The organism is Aeromonas sp. R4-3 (assembly GCF_040908275.1).
Classification (GTDB): domain Bacteria; phylum Pseudomonadota; class Gammaproteobacteria; order Enterobacterales; family Aeromonadaceae; genus Aeromonas; species Aeromonas rivipollensis.
The window spans coordinates 71807-94763 of sequence record NZ_JBFODK010000029.1 but is presented as its reverse complement, the minus strand read 5'-3'; the positions used below and the strand labels follow the sequence as shown (position 1 = coordinate 94763).

The following is a 22957-nucleotide window of genomic DNA, read 5'->3' as shown; positions in this document are numbered from 1 at the left end:
TCAACGTGTCAGAGGCTGTCACAACGGTCCCGCAGGGTCAAATAGTTTGCATTCAGCCAAAAGAGAGGGCGACCTGAGTCGCCCTTGTATTCATGTGGATGTCACCCAGGACACTCAGCCCTTGCTGAGTTTCGCCAGATCCGCCGTGATGTTCGCGGCTTCGATCTGATACTCGTCAGGGGCCTCGAAATCGGCAGGCAGTTCATCCAGGCTCTTCACCGTCGGCTTGCCAAGGCGGGTCAGTCTCTCGTTGGCTCGCGCCAGCGCCTTCTCGTCCTGCTTGGCCTGATCCGCCAGTCGCTCGGCTTCGTTCAGGGAGACCGACTTCTTGTCCTTGTCCGCCTGATACTCCTTGATGTCCTGCATCACGTAGGCAAACTCAGGATCCTTGGCGATCCGCGCCTCGTGAGCCGACTTCAACTTGGACAGCAGACCAGAGAAGTCCCCCAGCTTGTCGTAACTGGCCGAGGCTATCTTGTCCCAGGGCAGCGCGTTGAATTCCCGGCTCTCCCCGGTCTCGTCAGGCGAAACGGCGGTCGGGAAGTTGATGTCCGGCGCCACCCCCTTGTTCTGGGTGCTGCCGCCATCGATCCGGTAGAACTTGGCGATGGTGTACTGCACGTGACCCAGCGGCTGCTCGTAGAAGTCGTAGACCTTGGCGAGGCTGCGATGCTGCTGCACAGTGCCCTTGCCGAACGAGTTTTCGCCGAGGATCAGGGCGCGGCCGTAATCCTGCATGGCGGCGGCGAAGATCTCGGAGGCCGAGGCGCTGTAGCGGTCGATCATCACCGACATGGGGCCGCCGTAGTAGACGTTGCCGTCGTCGTCACCATTGACGGTGATACGACCCATGTGATCCCGGATCTGCACCACGGGACCGCTGGCGAAGAAGAGACCGCTCAGGGCCGAGGCTTCCGTCAGGGCGCCGCCGCCGTTGCCGCGCAGGTCGACGATGAGACCATCTATCTTCTGCTTGTTGAGGCTGGAGAGCTCCTTGATGACGTCGTCATGGAGATTGACGTAGAAGCTCGGGATCTCGAGTACCCCTATCTTCTTGCCTTCGGCGTTGATCACCTTGGACTTGGCGGCCCTGTCTTCCAGGCGCACCTTGTCGCGGGTCAGCTCCACCAGCTCGGTCTTGGCGGTCGCGCCTTTGCCGCGCTGGATCTCCAGCTTCACCTTGCTGCCCTTGGGCCCCTTGATGAGTTCGACCACGTCGTCGAGACGCCAGCCGATCACATCGACAATCTTGCCGTCGTCCTGCCCCACCCCGGTGATCTTGTCATCGGGTTTGAGGTGGTTGGACTTGGCCGCCGGGCCGCCGGGCACCAGGGAGCGGATGACGGTGAAGTCATCTTCCGCCTGCAGCACGGCACCTATGCCCTCCAGCGAGAGGTTCATCTCGGTGTTGAAGCGATCGGCGCTGCGCGGCGAGAGGTAGCTGGTGTGGGGCTCGATGGCACGGGCGAAGGAGTTCATGAAGAGCTGGAACACATCTTCACTCTCGGTCTGGGACATCCGCTTGATGGCGTTGTTGTAACGCTTGCCAAGCAGCTCCTTGATCTCGGGCCACTCCTTGCCGCTGAGCTTGAGGCTCAGGGCATCGAACTTGACCCGTTGACGCCACAGCTCGTTGAGCTCGGCCTCGTCTTTGGGCCAGGGAGCCCCTTCCCGATCGAAGATGTAATTGTCAGGCTGGGTGAAATCCAGGGGAGTGTCGAGCAGTTTGAGGGCGTATTCGAACCGCTCGTAACGCCGCTGCTGACTCAGGTTGAACATCTCGTAGGCCGGAGCCAGACGCCCTCTCTCGAGGTCGGTGTCAAAACCGGTACGGTACTTTTCAAAACGGCTGATGTCAGAGGCCAGAAACAGGTTGCGGCTGTAGTCCAGATTCTCCAGATATTTATCAAATATCACGGAGGAAAAGGCATCGTCCAACTTGAACTGTTTGTAGTGAGAGCGGGTAAACAGATTGGCAATTCGCTTGCTGGCCGTAGCATGTTGGCTCTCCTGAGCCAACACAGGCAAATCACTTTCCTTGAGCACCGGCTCGATGGCCTGCGCGAGCCCGGCAAGCGCCAGGCTACAGGCAACGAGGGAAAAACGAATCACGCCATGCTTCAACATTCGTCTCCTTAGAGAACCAGATGTTCGAACTTGACCCGCAACATCATGCCGGTCTGCAATTGAACCTGTACGTCATCCTTGGTCACTTCCTTGATGGTCGCAGGCAGGGGAGACTTGCCCAGCATGACGCGCACGCCTTGATCCACTTTCAGGGTGGCGGCATCCACCTTGACCAGGGGAGCATCGGCTACAGGCGCGGCCTTGGGGGCGGACTTGGGCTTGTCGGAGCGAGGAGCATCGGCCTTGCGCGGCGCGTTGCGGCGCGGCTGCTTGGGCTTGTCTTCCTTCTCCTTGGTGTTGGTGCGGCGGCTGGCAAAGACACGCTCTTTGCTCTCCTTGAGGGCCTGTTTGGCATGTTCGATGTGCTCTTCGGTCAGCAGCTCACCGGGGTTGCCATCCAGATCGACACGGGCCTGGCCAGCCTTGAGGCCATGCAGGTAACGCCAGCTGGAGGTGTATTGACGCAGAGCAGAGCGCAGCATGGTCTTGGAGACTCTCTCGTCATCAGCAAGACGCGCGGCCAGATCCTGGAAGATGCCAATCTTGAGTGGCTTGGCCTCTCCTTCAGCGATGAAGCAGGCCGGGAATTTCTCGACCAGGTAGGCAACGATCTCTTTACTGTTCTTCAGCTTTTCAGTGTTTTCCATGTATAACCTTGGCTTTCATATAGACGCACGGGCATGCCCGAACACAACAAAGGCCCTATTATAGAGAGCTTGGGACCTTTTGCGAACCATCTAGCAATGACTTAGAGCATGCTTTCCAAAATTTGCACCGTTTCTTCGAGGCCAATTCGGTCCTCCTGGTCGAAACGGTTAAAAATCGGACTATCCACGTCCAGCACCCCGATGATCTCACCACCGCGACGCAGCGGAATCACGATTTCAGAATTGCTGGCGCCGTCGCAGGCGATGTGACCCGTGAACTGATGTACGTCGTCCACCAGCTGGGTCTTGCCCTCGGCCACCGCAGTGCCGCAGACGCCGCGGCCCACCGGAATGCGCACGCAGGCCGGCTTGCCCTGGAAGGGGCCGAGCACCAGGGTCTCCCCTTGCAACAGATAAAAACCGACCCAGTTGATGTCGGCCAGCTCCTGATTGAGCAGGGCAGACAGGTTCGCCAGGTTGGCAATCAGGTCGGGTTCACCCTCCAGCAGAGCCTGGGCCTGTTGGTTGAGGGTGCGATAAAATGCTTGTTTTTCAATCATGATTAAATGAACTTCACTCCTTGATAATGAATGCAAGGTACCGACCTGCCTGAAAAATTCAAATCAAATTTCACTTCTCCCCCCTCCTGGGCCATAAACAACGGCCCCTGTCAGGGGGAAACCCCCAACGCCAGTTGCTGGCGCTGGCCATTGCTCCACTCGATATTGAGCAGCCACTCCATGGCCTCAGTGGTGCAACTTCCTACCTGAGCGGCCCCCTGCCAGCCCCCGTCCTTCGCCTCGAGTTGCACCGGGATGACCCCCATGAACATGGTCTTGCCCTCCAGCCAGGCCTTGGTGGGGGTGATGGCAGGGGATCCCCCCTGAATGCGCAATACAAAGTCATGTTCAGGGCGGATCGGCAAGCCCTCTATGCTGGCCGTCAGGGGCTTGTCACCGACCAGAAGGGAGCAACTGCTGTGGGACAGATCACAAATCTGATCATTTGTTCCCGTCGCCTCACCGCTCGGCGGGCCCGAAAACCAGGTCCGATAGGCCATCAGGGAGAGCAAAATGGCCAGCACTATGGTCAAGTGCACGATTTTGCGTGAAGTGAGTCTCTCTTTCATGAAAAAACAGCCCTGTAAGGTACTTTAAAAATGCGATTTTCGTGATCTTGCGCAAGGTAAAAACTGGCGGGCACCAGACCCGCTGGAGCCAAATATATCACTGTTTGTACTGTTATTTTACCGGTCAGTTCAGTATCATTCTCAATGAATTTTCATTTAACCACCTTTTGCTTTTCCTTTTATTAACAGATGTTAACGAGAGGATTTTGCAAATCAGGGGTGAAAATGGCCCCGATTACCGGGCGAAAAACAAACAACAGCATCGGAAGCGGAATACAACGATGAGCCATACAACAAACCACCCTGAGTACAACTACACCGTTGTGCGCCAGTTCACCGTCATGACGATTGTCTGGGGAATTGTCGGTATGTCGGTTGGTGTACTGATCGCAGCCCAGTTAATCTGGCCTGCCCTCAACTTTGATACCCCCTGGCTGACCTACAGCCGCCTGCGTCCCCTGCACACCAATGCGGTCATCTTTGCATTTGGCTGCAGTGCGCTGATGGCCACCTCCTTCTACGTGGTACAACGTACCTGCCAGGTCAGGCTGTTTGGCGGCCCGCTCGCCGCCTTCGTGTTCTGGGGCTGGCAGGCGATCATACTCGCCGCCGCCATCACACTGCCGCTGGGATACACCACTTCCAAGGAGTATGCCGAGCTGGAGTGGCCCATTGACATCGCCATCGCCGTGGTCTGGGTGAGCTATGCCATCGTCTTCTTCGGCACCCTGGTCAAGCGCACCACCTCCCACATCTATGTGGCAAACTGGTTCTTCGGTGCCTTCATCATCACTGTGGCCGTGCTGCACATCGTCAACAACATGGAAGTGCCGCTCTCTGGCATGAAGTCCTACTCCATGTACTCAGGTGCCATGGATGCCATGGTGCAGTGGTGGTATGGCCACAACGCGGTCGGCTTCCTGCTCACCGCCGGCTTCCTGGGCATGATGTACTACTTCGTGCCCAAGCAGGCGGGTCGCCCGGTATACTCCTACCGCCTCTCCATAGTGCACTTCTGGGCGCTGATCTCCCTCTATATCTGGGCCGGTCCGCACCATCTGCACTACACCGCCCTGCCCGACTGGGCCCAGTCCCTTGGCATGGTGATGTCCCTCATCCTGTTCGTCCCCTCCTGGGGCGGCATGATCAACGGCATCATGACCCTGTCCGGTGCCTGGCACAAGCTGCGCTATGACCCCATACTGCGCTTCCTGATCGTGTCCCTGTCGTTCTACGGCATGTCCACTTTCGAAGGCCCAATGATGGCGATCAAGACGGTCAACGCCCTCTCCCACTACACCGACTGGACCATAGGTCACGTTCACTCCGGTGCCCTGGGATGGGTTGCCATGGTTTCTATCGGCGCCGTGTATCACCTGATCCCTAACCTGTTCGATCAGGGCCGCATGTACAGCATCCGCCTGATCAACGTTCACTTCTGGCTGGCGACCGTGGGCACTGTGCTCTACATCGTCTCCATGTGGATTTCCGGGGTGATGCAGGGTCTGATGTGGCGTGCGGTCAACGATGACGGCACCCTGACCTACAGCTTCGTGGAGGCGCTGCAAGCTTCCTATCCCTTCTACTTCGTGCGCTTCCTGGGTGGCTGCTTCTTCGTCACCGGCATGTTGCTGATGGCCTACAACGCCTACCGCACCGTCACTGCGCCCAAGGGTTCCCTGGAACCCGTCGCACAGCCAGCCTGATCTGAAGGGGTTTAAAGCATGAGCAATAACAACCGTCACGAAATTTTTGAAAAGAGCGTCCCCATGCTGGTGATAGGCATCATCTTTGCCATCAGCCTGGGGGGCCTGGTCGAGATCACGCCGCTGTTCTTCCAGAAGCAGACCAACGAACCGGTGGAGGGCCTCAAGGCCTACACAGCCCTGCAGATGGAAGGACGCGACATCTACATCCGCGAGGGCTGCACCGTCTGTCACAGCCAGATGATCCGCCCGTTCCGCGCCGAAACCGAGCGTTACGGCCACTACTCGGTCGCCGGTGAGAGCGTGTGGGAGCACCCCTTCCTGTGGGGCTCCAAGCGTACTGGTCCGGATCTGGCCCGGGTCGGCGGCCGCTACTCCGACGACTGGCATCGCGCCCACCTCATCAACCCGCGCGACGTGGTGCCCGAGTCCAACATGCCCGCCTTCCCCTGGCTCGAGACCAATGTCCTGACCGGTGAGCTGACCGGCAAGAAACTGGCGCTGTTCCGGGATCACTTCGGGGTGCCCTATACCGATGCCGACATCGAAGGTGCGGCCGAGGCAGTCAAGGGCAAGACCGAGCTGGATGCCCTGGTGGCCTATCTGCAATCACTGGGTCATGCCCTGAAATAAGGAGTCGGGATATGGATTACGGCACATTTCGCGGCCTGTACACCCTGCTGCTGATGATCATCATGATCGGCATCATCGTCTGGGCATACAGCAAGCGCCGCAAGGCCTCCTTCGATGAGGCTGCCAACCTGGTTTTTGCCGATGACGAGCAACCCAGTGCTGATAACAAGAACGCAGGAGCGAAGCAATAATGAGCACTTTGTTTAGCATTTTTGTGACCGTCATAAGTCTGGGCACCATACTCGGCTGCTTCCTGCTGCTGATGTGGTGCATGAAAGACAAGATGGGGACCGAAGAGGGCAAGCCCATGGGGCACACCTTCGACGGCATAGAGGAGATCAACAATCCCCTGCCGAAGTGGTGGTCCTATATGTTCCTCTTCTTCATCGTCACCGGTCTCATCTACCTGCTCGCCTTCCCGGGTCTGGGCAACTTCAAGGGTCTACTGGGCTGGCAGAGCTCCAACCAGGACGTTCGCTCCCTGGCCGAATCCAAGGCGGCGGCTGCCTCTGCCAAGGACGAAGGGCGCGCGGTGGAGTACGATCGGGAACTGGCCAAGGCCGACGAGGTCTATGGCGCCAAGTTCCGCGAGCTGACCTATCAGGCCGACGGCAAGAACTACAAGGAGATCACCGAGATCGCCAAGGACCCTGAAGCCCTGAAAGTGGGTCAGCGTCTGTTCCTGCAGAACTGCTCCCAGTGCCACGGCTCCGATGCCCGCGGTGGTCGCGGTTTCCCGAACCTGACCGACAGCGAATGGCAGTGGGGCGGAGCGCCGGATCAGATCAAGACCACCATCATGGGCGGTCGTCAGGGGATCATGGCCGCCTGGGGCGAGATCCTGGGTCAGGACGGGGTCAAGGAAGTGGCCTCCTACGTGCTGAGCCTCTCCGGCCGCAAGGTGGATCTGGTGGAAGCCAAGAAGGGTGAGGCGCGTTTCGCCATGTGCGCCGCCTGTCACGGCCCGGATGCCAAGGGCGGCATCGCCTTCGGCGCGCCGGATCTCACCAACAACACCTGGTTGTATGGCGGCTCCCGTCAGGTGGTCGAGCAGACCATCACCCATGGTCGTCACGGCGTGATGCCGGCCTGGAAGGATATCCTGGGAGAAGACAAGGTCCACCTGCTGGCGTCCTATGTCTACAGTTTGTCCCACCAGGCGCAGTAAAATAAGCAGTAACATGTGATAAGCACGTGATTACGCAGCAAAAAGCCTCGACTCTTCGAGGCTTTTTGTTATCTTGTGTTGGCTAGAATCCCTCCATTTCGTTAACCATTTGTTTCGGTAGCACCATGACTCAACCCTGGTATCGCCAATTCTGGCCCTGGTTCATCATCGCCCTCCCCTGCGCCGCCGTGGTAGGCAGCATCGCCACCGCCATCATCGCCAGCAAGGATGGGGTCAACCTGGTGGCGGAAGACTATTACAAGCAGGGCAAGGAGATTAATCAGGATCTCAGCAAGTTCGATCGCGCCGAGGCCCTAGGCATCCGCGTCGAGCTCTCGGTCAGCGACAAGGAGCTGACCCTGAAGCCCCTGTCGGGTGAGATCCCCGCCGGTCAGGCGCTGCACCTATCCCTGTTCCACCCGACCCTGGCGGGTCTGGACAGCGATCATCTGCTCACTGCCGATGGCAAGGGAGTCTATCGCCTGATGCTGGACAAGCCACTCACCGGCAAGTGGCACATCCGGGTCGATGCCTTCAACCACGAGTGGCGCCTGCAAGAGACGGCGCAGTTGCCGACCAAGGCCCCGGTGGAACTCGATCCCAGGGGACGCTGAACCCTGGATGAGCGGCAGCGTTCATCCAGGCATGACGGCGTCCTCCCTTTTCTCGCCCACGCGGGCAGCTTCCAAGAGGGATAATGACCATGACCGGCTGTTTTCACTGTGGTGAACCGGTTTCCACTGGCAGTGACTTTACCCTGGAGATCAAGGGGATAGTGCAACCCATGTGCTGCCCTGGTTGCCAGGCCGTGGCACAGACCATTCTCGAATGCGGCCTTGCCAGTTACTACGAGCACCGCACCGCCCCCGGCATCAAGGGGGAATTGGTGCCGAGCGAGCTGGCGGCCCTCACCCACTACGATCTGGCCGAAGTGCAGCAGGAGTTTGTCACCGAAACGGGCACGCTGCGGGAGAGCCAGCTCAGCGTGGAAGGGCTGACCTGCGCCGCCTGCGCCTGGCTCATCGAGCGCCACCTAATGGGGTTGCCAGGCCTGCACTATGTCAACGTCAACACCACCACCCACCGCGCCCGCATCAAGTGGGATCCGGACAGGCTCTCGTTAAGCGACATCCTCAAGGGATTCGCCAAGATAGGCTACCGCGCCTACCCCTTCCAGACCCACAGCCAGGAAGCCCTCTACGCCCGCGAGGTGCGCAGCTACATGTTTCGCATGGCGCTGGCCGGTCTCGGCTCCATGCAGGTGATGATGTGCGCCGTGGCGCTCTACATGGATCTCTTCATCAGCGTGGAAGAGGAGTTCATGATCTACTTCAAGTGGATAAGCCTGCTGCTCTCCACCCCCATCATGATCTACTCGGCCCAGCCGTTTTACGCAGGCGCCTGGCGCAGCCTGAGACAGGGGCACCTCTCCATGGATGTCTCTGTGTCGCTGGCCCTCATCGGCGCCTTCGTCGCCTCCATCTGGGCCACCGTCTTCAACACGGGTGAGGTCTATTACGACTCCATCACCATGTTCGTCTTCTTCCTGCTGCTGGGGCGCCTGCTCGAGCTGAGGGCGAGGCGCAAAGCATCCGAGTCAAGCTCCAACCTGGCGCGCCTGGTGCCCATCATGGCCACCCGCATCGATGCAGATGGCGAACACGAGGTGGCCGCCAAGACGCTGCGGGTGGGGGACAGGGTCCGGGTGCTGGCCGGCGCCACCCTGCCGGCAGACGGCATCATCACCCTGGGGCAGGCCAGTCTCAACGAAGCCATGCTGACCGGCGAGCAACTGCCCCTGCTCAAGCAGGCGGGGGATCCCGTCTTCGCCGGCACCATCAACACGGATGCGCCGCTGGAGATCCGGGTCAGCCACCCCATCGAAGAGTCGCGCCTCGCCCAGATCATGCGGTTGCAGGATCATGCGCTGGATGACAAACCCGCCATCGCCCAGCTGGCGGATGTGCTCTCCCGCCATTTCATCCTGGTACTGCTGCTTATCGCCGCCGGGGTCTGGACCTTCTGGCACTTCCATGACCCGGAGCGGGCCTTCTGGGTCACCCTGTCGGTGCTGGTGGCCACCTGCCCCTGCGCCCTGTCGCTGGCGACCCCGACGGCGCTCACCTCGGCCACCGCCCACCTGACCCGCAGCGGCATACTGCTGCGCCGCGGCCACGTGCTGGACGTGCTGACCCGGGCCAACCGCATAGTGATGGACAAGACAGGCACCCTGACCACGGGCAACATCAGCCTGGTGGGCGTCCAGCCCCTGGCAGAGCTTGGCGAAGACGAGTGCCTGGCAATCGCCCGCGCGCTGGAAGCCTACTCCGAACACCCCATTGCCCGCGCGTTTCGCAGCCAGGGGGCAGAGGATGCCGTGCTGCCGGCAAGCGAGGTGACCCCCGTCATCGGCCACGGCATCCAGGGCAGGATCGCAGGCAAGCATTACCGCATCGGCAGCGCCCGCTGGCTAGCGCTGGCTGACGAGCAAGAGGCGACCCAGGGGCTGGCCATCTATCTGGCTGACGAGACAGGGCCGCTGGCCCGCTTCACCCTGGCCGATACGGTGCGGGCGGATGCCGGTGCCCTGATCCAGGCCTTCAAGGCGGCCGGGCTGCAGACCACCATCCTCACCGGCGACAGCTCCCCTCAGGCCGACGCCGTAGCCCGTGAACTCGGGGTCGATGAGCTGGTGAAAGGGGTCACCCCCGATGGCAAGCTGGCCTACCTCAAGGCCCGGGAAGCAGCGGGAGACATCAGCATCATGGTTGGGGATGGCATCAACGACGCCCCCGTGCTGGCCGGTGCCCATGCCTCCTTCGCCATGGCAGGCGGCACGGATCTGGCGAAAAACAGCGCCGACGCCATTCTGCTGGCCGACGATCTCTCCCGCCTGCTGACTGCCCGCGCCCTGGCGCTGCGCACCCGCAGGATCATCCAGGAGAACTTCGCCTGGTCCATCGGTTACAACCTGCTGGTGTTGCCACTCGCGGCCAGCGGCTGGCTGCCCCCCTATCTGGCGGCGGCGGGTATGTCCCTGAGCTCACTCATAGTCGTCACCAACTCCATGCGCCTCAATCGATGAGCAGGCTGGGAAATAAGCTGAAAATGTGGCCTGCCTCCGATGCAGGCCACATTTCTCGCTGATAGCGGCTGGCCCCCTGCCCGAACAGGGTTACCATAGGGGTCGATTGCCACGGATGAATGCAAGGTAGCTCCCATGAACATCATTTTTGTCCTGATCCCCATCGCCATCCTGTTCGTCATCATCGCGGGAGCCGTCTTCTTCTGGGCCATTCGCTCGGAGCAGTTCGAGGATCTCGACCGCCAGGGCTCCAACATACTGTTTGACGAGGAGCAACCCGTCACCAAGGGCAAGGATCAGCCGAGCGATGACAAACAGCCTTGATCTGATGGGCGCCCTGCTGGTAGGACTGGCAGGCTCAGGCCACTGCATCGCCATGTGCGGTGGCGTCTCCGCCGCCCTCTCCATGGCCATCCCCGCCGGGAAACAGCACTTCTGGGGGCGACTCGGTTACCTGCTCAACTACAACCTGGGGCGGATCCTGAGCTATGTGCTGGCCGGCGCCCTGGTGGGCGGGCTGCTGGCCACCACCAGCGAGCTCGGGGCCGGCAAGCACGCCATCGCCGGCTTGCGCCTCGTTGCGGCCCTGCTGATGATAGCCTTGGGCCTCTATCTGGCGGGCTGGTGGCAGGGAGTGCTGGTGCTGGAGCGGCTAGGCGCAAGACTTTGGCCCTTTATCAAGCCGCTGGCCGGCAAGTTCATCCCCTTCACCTCGGCTTGGCAGGCGCTTCCCTTTGGCATGGTGTGGGGCTGGCTGCCCTGCGGGCTGGTCTACTCCATGCTGACCTGGAGCGCGGCGGCAGGCTCCGCAAGTGGCGGAGCGCTCATCATGCTGAGCTTTGGTCTGGGCACCCTGCCGACACTGTTCGCCCTGGGGGGGCTGGCAGACAGATTGCGCTACTGGTTGACCCTGCGCAGCCTGCGCCTCGGCGGTGCCCTGCTGCTCATTGCCTATGGCCTGCATACCCTCTGGATCGGGCTGGCATCCTTTTGAAACCCTATCCAAAACGGATGAGTTGGTGGTAAACTTGTTTGATATAAATCAATTATTCATATGAGCCTATGATCCCGGACAAGAAACCTGGCAGACGTATTCAGAGCGGTGGCTGTGCAATTCATTGCCAGGATTGCAGCATCAGTCAGCTCTGCATTCCCTTCACCCTGAACGACAGTGAGCTCGATCAGCTGGACAGCATCATCGAGCGCAAAAAGCCGATCCAGAAGGGTGAGGAATTGTTCAAGGCCGGCGATGAACTGAAGTCGCTCTACGCCATCCGCTCCGGGACCATCAAGTCATACACCATCACCGAACAGGGTGACGAGCAGATCACCGCCTTCCACCTCGCGGGGGATCTGGTCGGTTTCGATGCCATCCACAAGCAGGCACACCCCTCCTTCGCCCAGGCGCTGGAAACCGCCATGGTGTGCGAGATCCCGTTCGATGTGCTCGACGATCTCTCCGGCAAGATGCCCAAGCTGCGCCAGCAGATCATGCGCCTGATGAGCAACGAGATCATGGGAGATCAGGAGATGATACTGCTGCTCTCCAAGAAGAATGCGGAAGAGCGCCTCGCCGCCTTCCTGCACAACCTCTCGGTACGCTTCTCCGAGCGCGGCTTCTCCGCCAAGGAGTTCCGTCTCTCCATGACCCGGGGTGACATCGGCAACTACCTCGGCCTCACCGTCGAGACCATCAGCCGTCTGCTCGGTCGTTTCCAGAAGTCCGGCCTCATCAGCGTCAAGGGAAAATACATTACAGTGCTGGATCACGTGGCCCTCGGCGTCATGGCCGGTGCCACTCGCCCTGCCTGCGGCTGATCACCCCCTTTCCCCTCTGTTGCCGGATCGGTTCACCCTGAAATTTGATCCGGCACACCTTCCCGTCTCCCCCCTTGGACTAAGCTGTAATGGCTAAAGAGTTGCCATCATTGGCGTTTTTGCCAAGGAGGAGAACATGGTCAAGTACCGAAACATTCTGGTGGTGATCAACCCGGAAGAGGAGCGCCAGATCGCGCTCGAACGCGCGGTCAAGGTCGCCGAGCTGGACGAGGGCGCCCAGCTGACCCTGCTCCTGACGATTTACGACTTCTCGTACGAGATGACCGCCATGCTGTCCGTGGATGAGCGGGAAGAGATGCGCCACGGCGTCATTGCCCAGCGCCGGGAGTGGCTGGACGAAATACTGCAACCCTATCGTGCCAGGGGGCTGGAGTGCGAGATCAAGGTGCTGTGGCACAATCGCCCCTTTGAGTGCGTCATCCAGGAAGTGCTGGAGCATCGCCACGATCTGGTGGTCAAGGCGACCCACAAGCACTCCTTCCTGCAAACCTTCATCTTCACCCCGACCGACTGGCACCTGCTGCGCAAGTGCCCCTGCCCCGTCCTGCTGGTCAAGGAGGGTCACTGGCAGCGGGGCGGCAACATCATTGCCGCCATCAACTGCTCGAGCGACGATCTGGAGCAAAAAGTCCTCAATGAGCGCATCACCCGCGAGGGCGTCGCCATCGCCGATCTGCTCGGCTCCAACCTCTATCTGGTCAACACCTACCCCGGCACGCCGGTGAATGTGGCCATCGAGCTGCCCGAGTTCGACCCCAACGCCTACAACGACGCCATCCGCAAGCATCACGAGGATCTGCTGCGAGAGCATGCCGATCAATTCGGCATCAATCACATGTGGACCAAGGTGGCGGAAGGATTGCCGGAGGAGGTGCTGCCTGACATGGCGGACGAACTCAAGTCCACTTTGATGATCATGGGGTGCGTCGGTCGCACCGGTCTCTCCGCCGCCCTGCTTGGCAACACGGCTGAACATGTGGTGGACAGGCTCAACTGCGACATCCTGATCCTCAAACCCGATGATTACAGCTGCCCCGTGGATGACAAGCGTCATCCTGCATAAGCGTTTCTTGCCCTCCCCCGGGACATGGCTATAATAAGCCGCTTATTTTTGTCCCGGGTTTGAGGCCATGCTAGAAGAGCTTAACGCCAAAGAGAAATACAGTTTCAACAAGCTGCAGAAACGCCTGCGGCGCAACGTGGGTCAGGCCATCGCCGACTTCAACATGATTGAAGAGGGTGACAAGATCATGGTGTGCCTGTCTGGCGGCAAAGACAGCTTCGCCATGCTCGACATCCTGATGAGCCTGAAGGCCAGCGCCCCCATCCATTTCGATCTCGTGGCCGTCAACCTGGATCAGAAGCAACCCGGCTTCCCCGAGCACGTGCTGCCGGAATACCTGGCCGCCCTCGGCGTCGACTTCAAGATAGTCGAGGAAGACACCTACTCCATCGTCAAGGACAAGGTACCGGAAGGCAAGACCACCTGCGCCCTCTGCTCCCGCCTGCGCCGCGGCATTCTCTACCGCACCGCCCAGGAGCTGGGCTGCACCAAGATTGCCCTCGGCCACCACAGGGATGACATCCTCGAGACCCTGTTCCTCAACATGTTCTACGGCGGCAAGCTCAAGTCCATGCCCCCCAAGCTGGTGAGCGACGATGGCAAGAACGTGGTGATCCGTCCCCTGGCCTACTGCAAGGAGAAGGATCTGGTGCGCTATGCGGAGGTCAAGGCCTTCCCCATCATCCCGTGCAACCTCTGCGGCTCGCAGGAGAACCTGCAGCGCAAGGCCATCAAGCAGATGATGCAGGACTGGGATCGCCGCTTCCCGGGCCGGATAGAGACCATGTTTACCGCCATTCAGGACGTGATCCCGAGCCACCTGCTGGATCACAAGCTGTTTGACTTCAAGAGCATCAACCGCGACTCCGGCATCATCGACGGCGGCGACAAGGCATTCGATCCCCCCGAGCTGCCGACCGCGCCCCTGCTCAACATCGATGAGATGGACGTGCTGGATGTGATAGAGGTGCGCTGAGCGCCCTGCCAACAACCACGAAAAAGGAGCGCCATGCGCTCCTTTTCTTTATCTGTCTGGCTCGAGGCGTCTTCAGCCCTTGTGCAACCAGGGAGTCAGTCGCAGTATATCTCCCTCAAGCTGCAACTTGCCCGCCGCGAAGTCTGCGAGCTGTTCGTTGCGAAGCAGCAGCTGGCCATCCAGCCAGGGGAGAGGCTGCTGACGGGCACCGTCGATGAGGTAGGCTGTGCCGCTCGGCTGCACCAGGGTCACCCGTATCCCCGCCATGTCCGGCAGGAAGTGCTTGCCGACCATGCCGGCCAGCTTGTCCAGCAGCGACTGCATCTCCTGCTGGCGTGCCACCACCTCGCTCACCCTGAACCCCTGACCATCCGATGCAGGGGGCGCATCGGCCATCACCTGCACCGACATGTCGCAGGCGGCGTGTGGTTCGGTCAGCTCCACCACCACGGTTGCCTTGTCGAGATTGAGATCGTCGTCATAGGGCAGGCGCAGCTCGCTGTCTATGGTCACCTCGGCGGCAACGTCCCTGTCCAGGGTCGAAACCCGGGCCGAGGAGAGCCCGCAGCGCTGGCCACTTTGCGGATCGGTCAGATAAAACCCCAGCCTGGCATCACCAAACTCGCCCTTGGCAAAGGTCTTCATCTGGCTGTAGAAGGTGCTGTATTGCAGATCCAGCGAGGGCGCAGCCGCGCACAGCACCGGCACTATCAGCAGACTTGCCGCCATGCCATGTCGAACCAGCTTCATATGCCATCCTTTTGCATCACGCGTTGAAATGATCAGGCCCTTGCCCGGTGGCGGCATTGTCCGCCACTTCGGTCACCTCCACGGCAACCCCGCACAGATCCCGATAGAGGATCCCCTTGAGGTTGAAATAGAGGGGGGCCACCCAGATAAGGCCTATGCCCATGGGGATGATGGCCAGGAAAAACAGCGCCAGCATGACGCCATGCAGCAGCACTATGCTGGGCCAGCCGCGGGCGAACAGCTTGAGGGAGACCAGGATGGCCTGGGCCGGCGACAGGCCGCGCTCCAGCACCAGGGGCACGGTGAACACCAGCCCCATGCCCACCAGGGCTGAGGGAATGAAGGCCAGCATTACCGGCAGGCCCAGCATTTCAAACAGAGGGCCGAACAGGCTGGTGATCAGGCTGCCGAGCAGGCTCAGGGAGCCCAGACGCAGGAAGTGACGGAAGAAGTCGAACACCTGGTTCGGGCGAGCCCGTACGCCCACCGACTGCTGCAACCCCAACATGTCGAGGGAAGAGGTCATGGGAGACATGATGACAGTGATGAGCAGGCTCAATATCAGAGCCATGTCCATGTCACCCCCTTCCTGGCTGACATAGGGGGCCAGCAGGGTGTTGCTCAGCAGGATCCAGATCGCCATGACCCCGGCGATGGCCAGCGTCAGACCGAAACCGGTGCGGCGGGTCTGTTGCCAGGCCTCTTTCAACACCCCTTGCAGGTCCAGACGATATCCCTGGCTGAGGGACTGTTCGAGGGTTCCACCGATCCGCATTCTATTACTCAATTGACTATCCAACATTCAAAGGCGACTGTTCCAAGGTGGCACATTATAGCGGTTTGACCGGGCATGCGTAGTCGTTTTTCCTGTTATCTTCCGTTCAGAAAGCCATTGATTTCACTGACAAGCGCGCTGTTACCCTGCCCTCTGTTTGTGCTCCGGTCGCCTGGCTTGGCCCTGGCCCACCATGGGCGTAGGATGGATGGCCAAGACTCGACAGACTCGCGCACTCCATCCCGGATCGCCCACACAAGGAAAGCTGCAATGTCCGAACTGACGCTCTATCTCGCCCCCGGTACCTGTGCCATGGCGGTGCGCATCGCCCTGGTGGAAGCCGGTGCCCCGCACCAGATCAAGCGCCTCGATCTCGCCGCCGGGGAGCAACGCACCCCCGCCTACCTTGCCATCAACCCCAAGGGACGGGTGCCGGCCCTGGTGACGGAGCGCGGCGTGCTGACCGAAACCCCGGCCCTGCTGCTCTACGTGGCCCAGCGTTTCCCCGATGCGGGGCTCGCGCCCCTGGACGACCCCTTCCTGCTGGCCAGGATGCAGGAGGTGCACAGCTTCCTCGCCTCGACGGTACACGTCTCCCATGCCCATGGTCGCCGTGGCAGCCGCTGGGCCGATGACGAGCACGCCATCGCCGCCATGAAGGCCAGGATGCCGCAGAACATGCGCGAAGGGTTTGCCGAGATAGAACACCACTATCTGGCCGGTCCCTGGGTGCTGGGGGAGCATTTCAGCCTGGCCGACATCTACCTGTTCGTGGTGGCCAGCTGGCTCGAGAGCGACGGGGTCGCCATCGACGAGTTTCCCAAGGTGGCGGCCCATACCAGGCGCATGCAGGCGCGCCCCGCCGTGCAGCAAGCCCTCCTCCTCTGACCCCTTCTTTCCGTGGTACGGGTGCTCTTCTGGCACCCGTTTTTCCCTCCGACGGCCGGATCACTGAGATCGTTTTCACATTTTCGTCATCTGTTCCTAGACCCGTTAACGGTTAGCGCCTATCTTTCGCCTCAACGACGCAACCGGTTGCGTAACCGGTTGCCCAGATAAATATCGACATGCGGTCCCCATGCCGCCGAGGTGTTGTATGAAACGAGGCAAGCTGCTCAATGCTCCCCTGAGTGCCCTGGTGGCACAGATGGGCCACACCGACGAGATCACCGTCTGCGATGCGGGCCTGCCCATTGCGGCAGGGCCGGAGCGGATCGATCTGGCGCTGATGGCGGGCACTCCCAGCCTTGAAACCGTGCTGACCGCCCTGCTCACCGATCTGGTGGTGGAGAAGGTGATCATGGCAAGCGAAATAAAATTGATCAGCCCGGATGCCCATCAGGCACTGGTTGCGCAGCTAGAGGCCCATGCCTTGGCCCAGGGCAAGCCCATCACCATCGAATATTGCCTTCACGAGGCGTTCAAGACCCGCTCCCGCCAGAGCAAGGCTGTGGTACGCAGCGGCGAGGTGACTCCCTACGCCAACATTATTCTCTGCGCCGGTGTGGCGTTTTAAGCCTCTTCAAGGAAGCTGCAAATGAGCACAACCTCCTCCCCCTCACCCATTCTCGAGCTCACCGGGATCGTCAAGACCTTCCCCGGTGTGCGCGCCCTCGACGAAGCAGGTCTGCGAGTCTATCCGGGCCAGGTGATGGCCCTGCTCGGTGAAAATGGCGCCGGCAAATCCACCCTGATGAAGGTGCTGACCGGCATCTATCAGGCCGATGCGGGCACTATCAGCTATCGCGGCCAGCCGGTCCACTTCAAGGGCCCGCGCGACTCCCAGGATCAGGGGATCAGCATCATCCACCAGGAGCTGAACCTGCTGCCGGAGTTGTCGATTGCCGCCAACATCTTCCTCGGCCGCGAGCCGCGCACCCGCTTTGGCAACATCGATCACAAGCAGTTGCGTGAGCGGGCAAGCACCCTGCTGGCCCGTCTCGGCGTCAAGCACGGACCGGACACCCGGCTCGGGGACCTCTCCATCGGCGAACAGCAGATGGTGGAGATCGCCAAGGCGCTGTCGTTCGATGCCAGCGTCATCATCATGGACGAGCCGACCGATGCCCTGACCGACACCGAGACGGAGCAGCTGTTCGTGGTCATCCGCGAGCTGCGCCAGCAGGGCTGCGGCATCGTCTACATCTCCCACCGCCTCAAGGAGATCTTCCAGATCTGCGACAGCGTCACCGTGCTGCGGGACGGCAAGTGGATCGGCGAGCAGGCGGTGAGCGAGCTGGACGAAGACAGGATCATCGAGATGATGGTGGGCCGCCGGCTGGAGGAGCAGTACCCGCGCCTGGCGCGCGAGCTTGGCCCCGTCAGCCTGCAAGTCAAAGATCTGGCCGGTCCCGGCGTGCGCGGGGTGAGCTTCTCCCTGCGTCAGGGGGAGATCCTGGGCTTCAGCGGCCTCATGGGCTCTGGCCGTACCGAGCTGATGAAGCTCATCTACGGCGCCAGCCCCATCAGCAGCGGCGCTGTCGAGGTCGATGGCAAGGTGCTGGTACCGCGCACCCCGGCCGACGGATTGGCCGCCGGCATCGCCTATATCTCCGAGGATCGCAAGGGGGATGGCCTGGTGCTGGAGCTGTCGGTCCGTGAAAACATGAGCCTCTGCGCCCTCGGCGAGTTCATCAGTCACGGCAAGATTGACGGCAAGGCCGAGCGCCAGGCGGTGAGCGACTATGTGCGCCTGTTCAACATCAAGACCCCGAGTCAGGATCAGCTGATAAAGCTGCTCTCAGGCGGCAACCAGCAGAAGGTGGCCATCGCCAAGGGGCTGCTGACAAGGCCCAAGGTGCTGATCCTGGACGAGCCGACCCGGGGCGTCGACGTGGGGGCCAAGAAGGAGATCTACCAGCTCATCAACCAGTTCAAGAAGGAGGGGATGAGCATCATCCTGGTCTCCTCCGAGATGCCGGAAGTGCTCGGCATGAGTGATCGCATCCTGGTGATGCACGAAGGGCGCATCAGCGCAGAGTTCAACACCCGCGAGGCCAATCAGGAGAAACTGATGGCGGCGGCAGTCGGCAAACAGTGGCAAGCAGAGCAAGAGGCAGCACAATGACAACCCAAACCCTTCCCCGCCGTGGCGTCATGAGCAAGGCCTGGTGGATCGAGAACAAATCCCTGGTGGCGCTGCTGGTGCTGATCGGCGTGGTCTCCTTCCTGAGCCCCAACTTCTTCACCGCCGACAACCTGCTCAACATACTGCGCCAGACCTCGGTCAACGCCATCATGGCGGTCGGCATGACGCTGGTCATCCTCACCGCCGGCATCGACTTGTCGGTCGGCTCCGTGCTGGCCCTGTGCGGCGCCCTGGCGGCGACTATGGTGGCCATGGAGCTGCCGATCTGGCTGGTGGTGCCCCTCACCCTGGGTGCCGGTGCCCTGCTCGGCGGCGTCAGCGGCCTCATCATCGCCAAGGGCAAGGTGCAGGCCTTCATCGCCACCCTGGTGACCATGACGGCCCTGCGCGGCGTGACTATGGTCTACACCGAGGGACGTCCCATCTCCACCGGCTTCAGCGACGGCGCCGATCACTTCGCCTGGCTGGGGACCGGCTACCTGTTCGGTCTGCCTGTGCCCATCTGGCTGATGGCCATCGTCTTCCTGCTGGCCTGGTACCTGCTCAACCACACGCGCCTCGGCCGTTACATCTATGCCCTGGGCGGCAACGAGTCGGCCACCCGCCTCTCCGGCATCAACGTGGCCCGGGTCAAGCTCGCAGTCTACGGCCTGTGCGGCATGCTGTCGGCCCTGGCCGGCCTCATCGTCACCTCCCGCCTCTCTTCGGCCCAGCCGACCGCCGGCATGGGGTACGAGCTGGATGCCATCGCCGCCGTGGTGCTGGGTGGCACCAGTCTGATGGGGGGCAAGGGCCGCATCATGGGGACCCTCATCGGGGCCCTCATCATAGGTTTCCTCAACAACGCCCTCAACCTGCTCGACGTCTCGTCCTATTACCAGATGATCGCCAAGGCCAGCGTCATTTTGCTTGCCGTGATGATCGATAACAAAAGCAATCGTTAATAACGTAAGCCATGCACACACAAGGAATGAAATGATGAAAAAGCTCAATACCCTGCTCGCTGCCGCCATCATGTCCGTGCTGGGTACCGCCCAGGCCGCCGATCAGACACTGGCCATGGTGGTCTCCACCCTCAACAACCCCTTCTTCGTCACCATGAAGGAGGGGGCCGAAGCCAAGGCCAAGGAGCTTGGTTACGAGCTGGTGGTGCTGGACTCCCAGAATGACCCTGCCAAGGAGCTCTCCAACGTGGAAGATCTCACCGTGCGCAAGGTCAATGCCATCCTGATCAACCCCACCGACTCCGAAGCCGTGGGCAACGCCATCCGGCTGGCCAACAAGGCCAATATCCCGGTGCTGACCCTGGACCGCGGCGCGGCCCAGGGTGAGGTCAAGGCCCATATCGCCTCCGACAACGTGGCCGGTGGCAAGCTGGCCGGTGACTTCATCACCGAGAAGCTGGGGGCCGGTACCAAGGTGATCCAGCTCGAAGGGATAGCCGGTACCTCGGCCGCCCGTGACCGTGGCGAAGGGTTTGCTCTGGCCGTTGCCGCCAACAAGCTGCAGGTGCTGGCTTCCCAGCCGGCCGACTTCGACCGCACCAAGGGTCTGAACGTCATGGAGAACCTGCTGGCGGCCCACCCGACCGTGCAGGCGGTGTTCGCCCAGAACGACGAGATGGCGCTGGGTGCCATCCGCGCCATGCAGGCGGCCGGCAAAGAGGTGATGATAGTCGGCTTCGACGGCACCGACGATGGCAAGGCGGCGGTGGCCAAGGGTAAACTGGCCGCCACAGTAGCTCAGCAGCCGGCGCTGATCGGTGCCATCGGCGTGGAAACCGCCGACAAGGTGCTCAAGGGCCAGCCGGTGGAGAAATCCATCCCGGTGCCGCTGCAAATCGTCAGCAAGTAAGCATGACGGGGGAGGTTCGCCTCCCCCTTTGTCTCCTGTGCGCAGGCAGAGCCTCCCGGCTTGGGCTCACTCAAGCCAAGATGTTCTCAATCAAGGGTGATCGATATGAATCGTCTCGTAGTTCTCGGCAGCGTCAATGCGGATCATGTGCTGCGCGTCCCCCACTTTCCCCGTCCCGGTGAAACCCTGACCGGTCACAGTTACCAGGTGGTCCCCGGTGGCAAGGGGGCCAACCAGGCGGTGGCCGCCGCCCGCCTCGGCGCTGCCGTCTCCTTTATCGCCCGCATCGGCGATGACGCCATCGGCCGTCAGATGAAAACGGGTTTTGCCAACGACGGCATTGATGTCAGCGCCGTCGAACTCGACGACAAGCTCCCCACCGGCATCGCCATCATCTATGTGAGCGATGAGGGGGAGAACAGCATAGGCCTCTCCACCGAGGCCAACGGCGCCCTCGACACCGCCATGGTCAAACGCCATGAGGCCATGATCGCGGGCGCCCACACCCTGCTGCTGCAACTGGAGGTGCCGCTCGACAGCGTGCTGGAGGCGGCTCGTCTGGCCCATGCCCACGGCACCCGGGTGGTGCTCAACCCGGCGCCCGCCCAGCCACTCTCGGCCGATCTGCTGGCGCTGGTGGATCTCATCACCCCCAACCAGACCGAGGCCGAGTTGCTGACCGGGGTCAAGGTGAGCGACGAGGCGAGCGCGGCAGAGGCGGCGGCCCGTTTCCACCAGATGGGGATTGCGGATGTGATGATCACCCTAGGCTCCCAGGGGGTCTATTGCAGCAACGGCCAGCAGCAGACGCTCATTCCGGGCTTTAGGGTCGAGGCGGTGGACACCACGGCCGCAGGCGACACCTTCAACGGCGCCCTGCTGGCCGCCGAGCTGGCTGGCGCGGATTTCCACAGTGCGGTGCGCTTCGCCCACGGGGCGGCGGCGCTTTCGGTGACCCGCTTCGGGGCCCAGAGCTCGATCCCGGGCAAGCAGGAGGTCGACACCTTCCTCCAGTCCCAAACGGCGCAGGGGCACTGATGGCCAACATCAAGGAGGTGGCGGCGCGGGCGGGGGTCTCCACCACCACAGTCTCCCACGTCATCAACGAAACCCGCTTCGTCGCAGAAGAGACCCGGGAGCGGGTCTTCAGTGCCATGCGCGCTCTCAACTACGCCCCCAGCCTGGTGGCCCGCAGCCTCAAGGTGAAGGAGACCAACAGCATCGGCATGCTGGTCACCACCTCCAGCAACCCCTTCTTCGCCGAGGTGGTGCGCGGGGTGGAACGCTACTGCTTCGAGCAGGGCTACAACCTGATGCTGGGCAACACAGAGGGACAGGCCGAAACCGCCCTCTCCTACCTCAAGATGATGCTCAGAAAACGAGTGGATGGCCTGCTGATCATGTGCAGCGAGGGGCAGCAGGAGGTGTTCAACCAGCTCGACTGGCTCAAGAGCCTGCCTGTGGTGGTGATGGACTGGGGCATGGAGAGCAAGGAGGTGGATCTCATCGCCGACAACTCCCATCGCGGCGGCTATCTGGCGACCCGTCATCTGCTGGCGCTGGGCCACACCGATATCGGCTGCATCACAGGGCCCCACAGCCGCGCCCCCGCCAACCAGCGCCTGGCGGGCTTCGAACAAGCGATGCAGGAGGCGGGGCTCACCGTCAATCCCGCCTGGATCCAGGAGGGGGATTTCGATTGCGCCAGTGGTTTCAGCGCCATGGAGCGGCTGCTTGCCCTGCCTGCACGCCCCAGCGCCCTGTTTGTGTGCAACGATATGATGGCCATGGGGGTCATCAGCGCCGCCCATCGCGCCGAGCTTCAGATCCCGCGGGATCTCTCCCTCGTCGGCTATGACAACGTGGCGCTGGCCCAGTATATGTCCCCGCCGCTGACCACCATCAATCAACCCAAGGAGGAGCTGGGTCGCCTCGCCGTCACCCGGCTACTGGCAAGGATCAATGGCGAGCAGATTGATAACCGCATGATCACCGTGGACCCTGACCTGGTGATCAGAGACTCCTGCGCCCCCTTGTAGCCCTCCGCCGGCCCCCACCAGTCCTGATTTGCAAAGAATGACAAGGGCGGCCTCGGCCGCCCTTGTCATTCTCTATCC

At 61.3% G+C, this 22957-nt stretch carries 24 protein-coding genes; 18 read left to right on the top strand and 6 right to left on the bottom strand.

Annotated elements, in window-relative coordinates; translation table 11 throughout:
* Window positions 1-114 precede the first annotated feature (114 nt).
* From prc to AB5Y91_RS09135, 4 genes are all read right to left on the bottom strand, one after another.
* The gene (prc, locus tag AB5Y91_RS09150; RefSeq protein WP_106886754.1) at window positions 115-2127 is read right to left on the bottom strand and encodes a carboxy terminal-processing peptidase; all 2013 of its coding nucleotides are present in this window, start codon (window positions 2125-2127) and stop codon (window positions 115-117) included.
* A gap of 8 nt (window positions 2128-2135) precedes the next feature.
* A complete protein-coding gene (gene proQ, locus AB5Y91_RS09145) occupies window positions 2136-2774 on the bottom strand; it encodes an RNA chaperone ProQ (RefSeq protein ID WP_106886753.1) in 639 nt (212 codons plus the stop codon).
* A 101-nt stretch (window positions 2775-2875) separates the two neighbouring features.
* Window positions 2876-3334, bottom strand: a complete 459-nt coding sequence (locus AB5Y91_RS09140) for a GAF domain-containing protein (RefSeq protein WP_005329612.1) — start codon at window positions 3332-3334, stop codon at window positions 2876-2878.
* Between the two features lie 110 nt (window positions 3335-3444).
* A complete protein-coding gene (locus AB5Y91_RS09135) occupies window positions 3445-3903 on the bottom strand; it encodes a hypothetical protein (RefSeq protein ID WP_368169604.1) in 459 nt (152 codons plus the stop codon).
* A 281-nt stretch (window positions 3904-4184) separates the two neighbouring features.
* On the opposite strand from AB5Y91_RS09135, the gene ccoN reads away from it, so the two are divergent.
* From ccoN to ttcA, 11 genes are all read left to right on the top strand, one after another.
* Window positions 4185-5609, top strand: a complete 1425-nt coding sequence (gene ccoN, locus AB5Y91_RS09130) for a cytochrome-c oxidase, cbb3-type subunit I (RefSeq protein ID WP_111910628.1) — start codon at window positions 4185-4187, stop codon at window positions 5607-5609.
* Between the two features lie 18 nt (window positions 5610-5627).
* Window positions 5628-6242 (top strand): cytochrome-c oxidase, cbb3-type subunit II, encoded by a 615-nt coding sequence (gene ccoO, locus AB5Y91_RS09125; RefSeq protein ID WP_106886750.1) that lies wholly within the window; start codon window positions 5628-5630, stop codon window positions 6240-6242.
* A gap of 11 nt (window positions 6243-6253) precedes the next feature.
* Window positions 6254-6433, top strand: coding sequence for a CcoQ/FixQ family Cbb3-type cytochrome c oxidase assembly chaperone (locus AB5Y91_RS09120; RefSeq protein ID WP_005329633.1), 180 nt, complete (start codon window positions 6254-6256; stop codon window positions 6431-6433).
* Window positions 6433-7410 (top strand): cytochrome-c oxidase, cbb3-type subunit III, encoded by a 978-nt coding sequence (ccoP, locus tag AB5Y91_RS09115; RefSeq protein ID WP_042648242.1) that lies wholly within the window; start codon window positions 6433-6435, stop codon window positions 7408-7410. The genes AB5Y91_RS09120 and ccoP overlap by 1 nt, the downstream gene beginning before the upstream one ends.
* A gap of 125 nt (window positions 7411-7535) precedes the next feature.
* On the top strand, window positions 7536-8024 hold the full coding sequence (locus tag AB5Y91_RS09110; protein ID WP_005329637.1) for a FixH family protein: 489 nt from the start codon (window positions 7536-7538) through the stop codon (window positions 8022-8024).
* 89 nt (window positions 8025-8113) lie between these two features.
* Window positions 8114-10495, top strand: coding sequence for a heavy metal translocating P-type ATPase (locus AB5Y91_RS09105; RefSeq protein WP_368169603.1), 2382 nt, complete (start codon window positions 8114-8116; stop codon window positions 10493-10495).
* 135 nt (window positions 10496-10630) lie between these two features.
* Complete coding sequence (gene ccoS / locus AB5Y91_RS09100; protein ID WP_106886747.1) at window positions 10631-10819, top strand: cbb3-type cytochrome oxidase assembly protein CcoS; 189 nt, start codon at window positions 10631-10633, stop codon at window positions 10817-10819.
* Window positions 10803-11489 (top strand): sulfite exporter TauE/SafE family protein, encoded by a 687-nt coding sequence (locus AB5Y91_RS09095; protein ID WP_368169602.1) that lies wholly within the window; start codon window positions 10803-10805, stop codon window positions 11487-11489. Before ccoS ends, AB5Y91_RS09095 begins: the two co-directional genes overlap by 17 nt.
* Before the next feature lie 68 nt (window positions 11490-11557).
* A complete protein-coding gene (locus AB5Y91_RS09090; RefSeq protein WP_025327016.1) occupies window positions 11558-12313 on the top strand; it encodes an FNR family transcription factor in 756 nt (251 codons plus the stop codon).
* Between the two features lie 136 nt (window positions 12314-12449).
* Window positions 12450-13397 carry a universal stress protein UspE gene (gene uspE, locus AB5Y91_RS09085; RefSeq protein WP_168235130.1) on the top strand — a complete coding sequence of 316 codons (948 nt, stop codon included), beginning with the start codon at window positions 12450-12452 and terminating at the stop codon, window positions 13395-13397.
* A gap of 67 nt (window positions 13398-13464) precedes the next feature.
* On the top strand, window positions 13465-14373 hold the full coding sequence (gene ttcA, locus AB5Y91_RS09080; RefSeq protein WP_025327018.1) for a tRNA 2-thiocytidine(32) synthetase TtcA: 909 nt from the start codon (window positions 13465-13467) through the stop codon (window positions 14371-14373).
* Window positions 14374-14445: 72 nt separating this feature from the next.
* On the opposite strand, the gene AB5Y91_RS09075 is transcribed toward ttcA, so the two are convergent.
* Window positions 14446-15123: a DUF2987 domain-containing protein gene (locus AB5Y91_RS09075; protein ID WP_368169601.1), complete on the bottom strand. Its 678-nt coding sequence runs from the start codon at window positions 15121-15123 to the stop codon at window positions 14446-14448.
* A 16-nt stretch (window positions 15124-15139) separates the two neighbouring features.
* The gene (locus tag AB5Y91_RS09070) at window positions 15140-15898 is read right to left on the bottom strand and encodes a hypothetical protein (protein WP_163138052.1); all 759 of its coding nucleotides are present in this window, start codon (window positions 15896-15898) and stop codon (window positions 15140-15142) included.
* Between the two features lie 270 nt (window positions 15899-16168).
* Here AB5Y91_RS09070 and AB5Y91_RS09065 point away from each other — a divergent pair, with 270 nt between their 5' ends.
* The 7 genes from AB5Y91_RS09065 (at window position 16169) to AB5Y91_RS09035 (ending at window position 22879) form a co-directional block, all read left to right on the top strand.
* Window positions 16169-16786, top strand: a complete 618-nt coding sequence (locus AB5Y91_RS09065) for a glutathione S-transferase family protein (protein ID WP_368169600.1) — start codon at window positions 16169-16171, stop codon at window positions 16784-16786.
* A 208-nt stretch (window positions 16787-16994) separates the two neighbouring features.
* Complete coding sequence (rbsD, locus tag AB5Y91_RS09060) at window positions 16995-17414, top strand: D-ribose pyranase (protein ID WP_111910634.1); 420 nt, start codon at window positions 16995-16997, stop codon at window positions 17412-17414.
* A 21-nt stretch (window positions 17415-17435) separates the two neighbouring features.
* The gene (gene rbsA, locus AB5Y91_RS09055) at window positions 17436-18965 is read left to right on the top strand and encodes a ribose ABC transporter ATP-binding protein RbsA (RefSeq protein WP_368169599.1); all 1530 of its coding nucleotides are present in this window, start codon (window positions 17436-17438) and stop codon (window positions 18963-18965) included.
* Window positions 18962-19930 carry a ribose ABC transporter permease gene (rbsC, locus tag AB5Y91_RS09050; protein WP_043131801.1) on the top strand — a complete coding sequence of 323 codons (969 nt, stop codon included), beginning with the start codon at window positions 18962-18964 and terminating at the stop codon, window positions 19928-19930. The genes rbsA and rbsC overlap by 4 nt, the downstream gene beginning before the upstream one ends.
* 34 nt (window positions 19931-19964) lie before the next feature.
* Entirely contained in the window at window positions 19965-20840 is an 876-nt protein-coding gene (gene rbsB, locus AB5Y91_RS09045; protein ID WP_368169598.1) for a ribose ABC transporter substrate-binding protein RbsB, read from the top strand.
* Between the two features lie 105 nt (window positions 20841-20945).
* Window positions 20946-21878, top strand: a complete 933-nt coding sequence (gene rbsK / locus AB5Y91_RS09040) for a ribokinase (RefSeq protein ID WP_368169597.1) — start codon at window positions 20946-20948, stop codon at window positions 21876-21878.
* Window positions 21878-22879, top strand: coding sequence for a substrate-binding domain-containing protein (locus tag AB5Y91_RS09035; RefSeq protein ID WP_368169596.1), 1002 nt, complete (start codon window positions 21878-21880; stop codon window positions 22877-22879). The genes rbsK and AB5Y91_RS09035 overlap by 1 nt, the downstream gene beginning before the upstream one ends.
* The last annotated feature ends 78 nt before the right edge of the window (window positions 22880-22957 follow it).

Coding starts and splice junctions, on each gene's coding strand:
- AB5Y91_RS09090 (WP_025327016.1), top strand. CDS start 11,558: ATGATCCCGGACAAGAAACCTGGCAGACGTATTCAGAGCGGTGGCTGT.
- ttcA (WP_025327018.1), top strand. CDS start 13,465: ATGCTAGAAGAGCTTAACGCCAAAGAGAAATACAGTTTCAACAAGCTG.
- uspE (WP_168235130.1), top strand. CDS start 12,450: ATGGTCAAGTACCGAAACATTCTGGTGGTGATCAACCCGGAAGAGGAG.
- rbsK (WP_368169597.1), top strand. CDS start 20,946: ATGAATCGTCTCGTAGTTCTCGGCAGCGTCAATGCGGATCATGTGCTG.
- rbsD (WP_111910634.1), top strand. CDS start 16,995: ATGAAACGAGGCAAGCTGCTCAATGCTCCCCTGAGTGCCCTGGTGGCA.
- AB5Y91_RS09140 (WP_005329612.1), bottom strand. CDS start 3,334: ATGATTGAAAAACAAGCATTTTATCGCACCCTCAACCAACAGGCCCAG.
- AB5Y91_RS09065 (WP_368169600.1), top strand. CDS start 16,169: ATGTCCGAACTGACGCTCTATCTCGCCCCCGGTACCTGTGCCATGGCG.
- AB5Y91_RS09135 (WP_368169604.1), bottom strand. CDS start 3,903: ATGAAAGAGAGACTCACTTCACGCAAAATCGTGCACTTGACCATAGTG.
- rbsA (WP_368169599.1), top strand. CDS start 17,436: ATGAGCACAACCTCCTCCCCCTCACCCATTCTCGAGCTCACCGGGATC.
- ccoS (WP_106886747.1), top strand. CDS start 10,631: ATGAACATCATTTTTGTCCTGATCCCCATCGCCATCCTGTTCGTCATC.
- AB5Y91_RS09035 (WP_368169596.1), top strand. CDS start 21,878: ATGGCCAACATCAAGGAGGTGGCGGCGCGGGCGGGGGTCTCCACCACC.
- AB5Y91_RS09120 (WP_005329633.1), top strand. CDS start 6,254: ATGGATTACGGCACATTTCGCGGCCTGTACACCCTGCTGCTGATGATC.
- AB5Y91_RS09105 (WP_368169603.1), top strand. CDS start 8,114: ATGACCGGCTGTTTTCACTGTGGTGAACCGGTTTCCACTGGCAGTGAC.
- prc (WP_106886754.1), bottom strand. CDS start 2,127: ATGTTGAAGCATGGCGTGATTCGTTTTTCCCTCGTTGCCTGTAGCCTG.
- ccoO (WP_106886750.1), top strand. CDS start 5,628: ATGAGCAATAACAACCGTCACGAAATTTTTGAAAAGAGCGTCCCCATG.
- AB5Y91_RS09075 (WP_368169601.1), bottom strand. CDS start 15,123: ATGAAGCTGGTTCGACATGGCATGGCGGCAAGTCTGCTGATAGTGCCG.
- ccoN (WP_111910628.1), top strand. CDS start 4,185: ATGAGCCATACAACAAACCACCCTGAGTACAACTACACCGTTGTGCGC.
- proQ (WP_106886753.1), bottom strand. CDS start 2,774: ATGGAAAACACTGAAAAGCTGAAGAACAGTAAAGAGATCGTTGCCTAC.
- ccoP (WP_042648242.1), top strand. CDS start 6,433: ATGAGCACTTTGTTTAGCATTTTTGTGACCGTCATAAGTCTGGGCACC.
- AB5Y91_RS09095 (WP_368169602.1), top strand. CDS start 10,803: ATGACAAACAGCCTTGATCTGATGGGCGCCCTGCTGGTAGGACTGGCA.
- AB5Y91_RS09110 (WP_005329637.1), top strand. CDS start 7,536: ATGACTCAACCCTGGTATCGCCAATTCTGGCCCTGGTTCATCATCGCC.
- AB5Y91_RS09070 (WP_163138052.1), bottom strand. CDS start 15,898: ATGCGGATCGGTGGAACCCTCGAACAGTCCCTCAGCCAGGGATATCGT.
- rbsC (WP_043131801.1), top strand. CDS start 18,962: ATGACAACCCAAACCCTTCCCCGCCGTGGCGTCATGAGCAAGGCCTGG.
- rbsB (WP_368169598.1), top strand. CDS start 19,965: ATGAAAAAGCTCAATACCCTGCTCGCTGCCGCCATCATGTCCGTGCTG.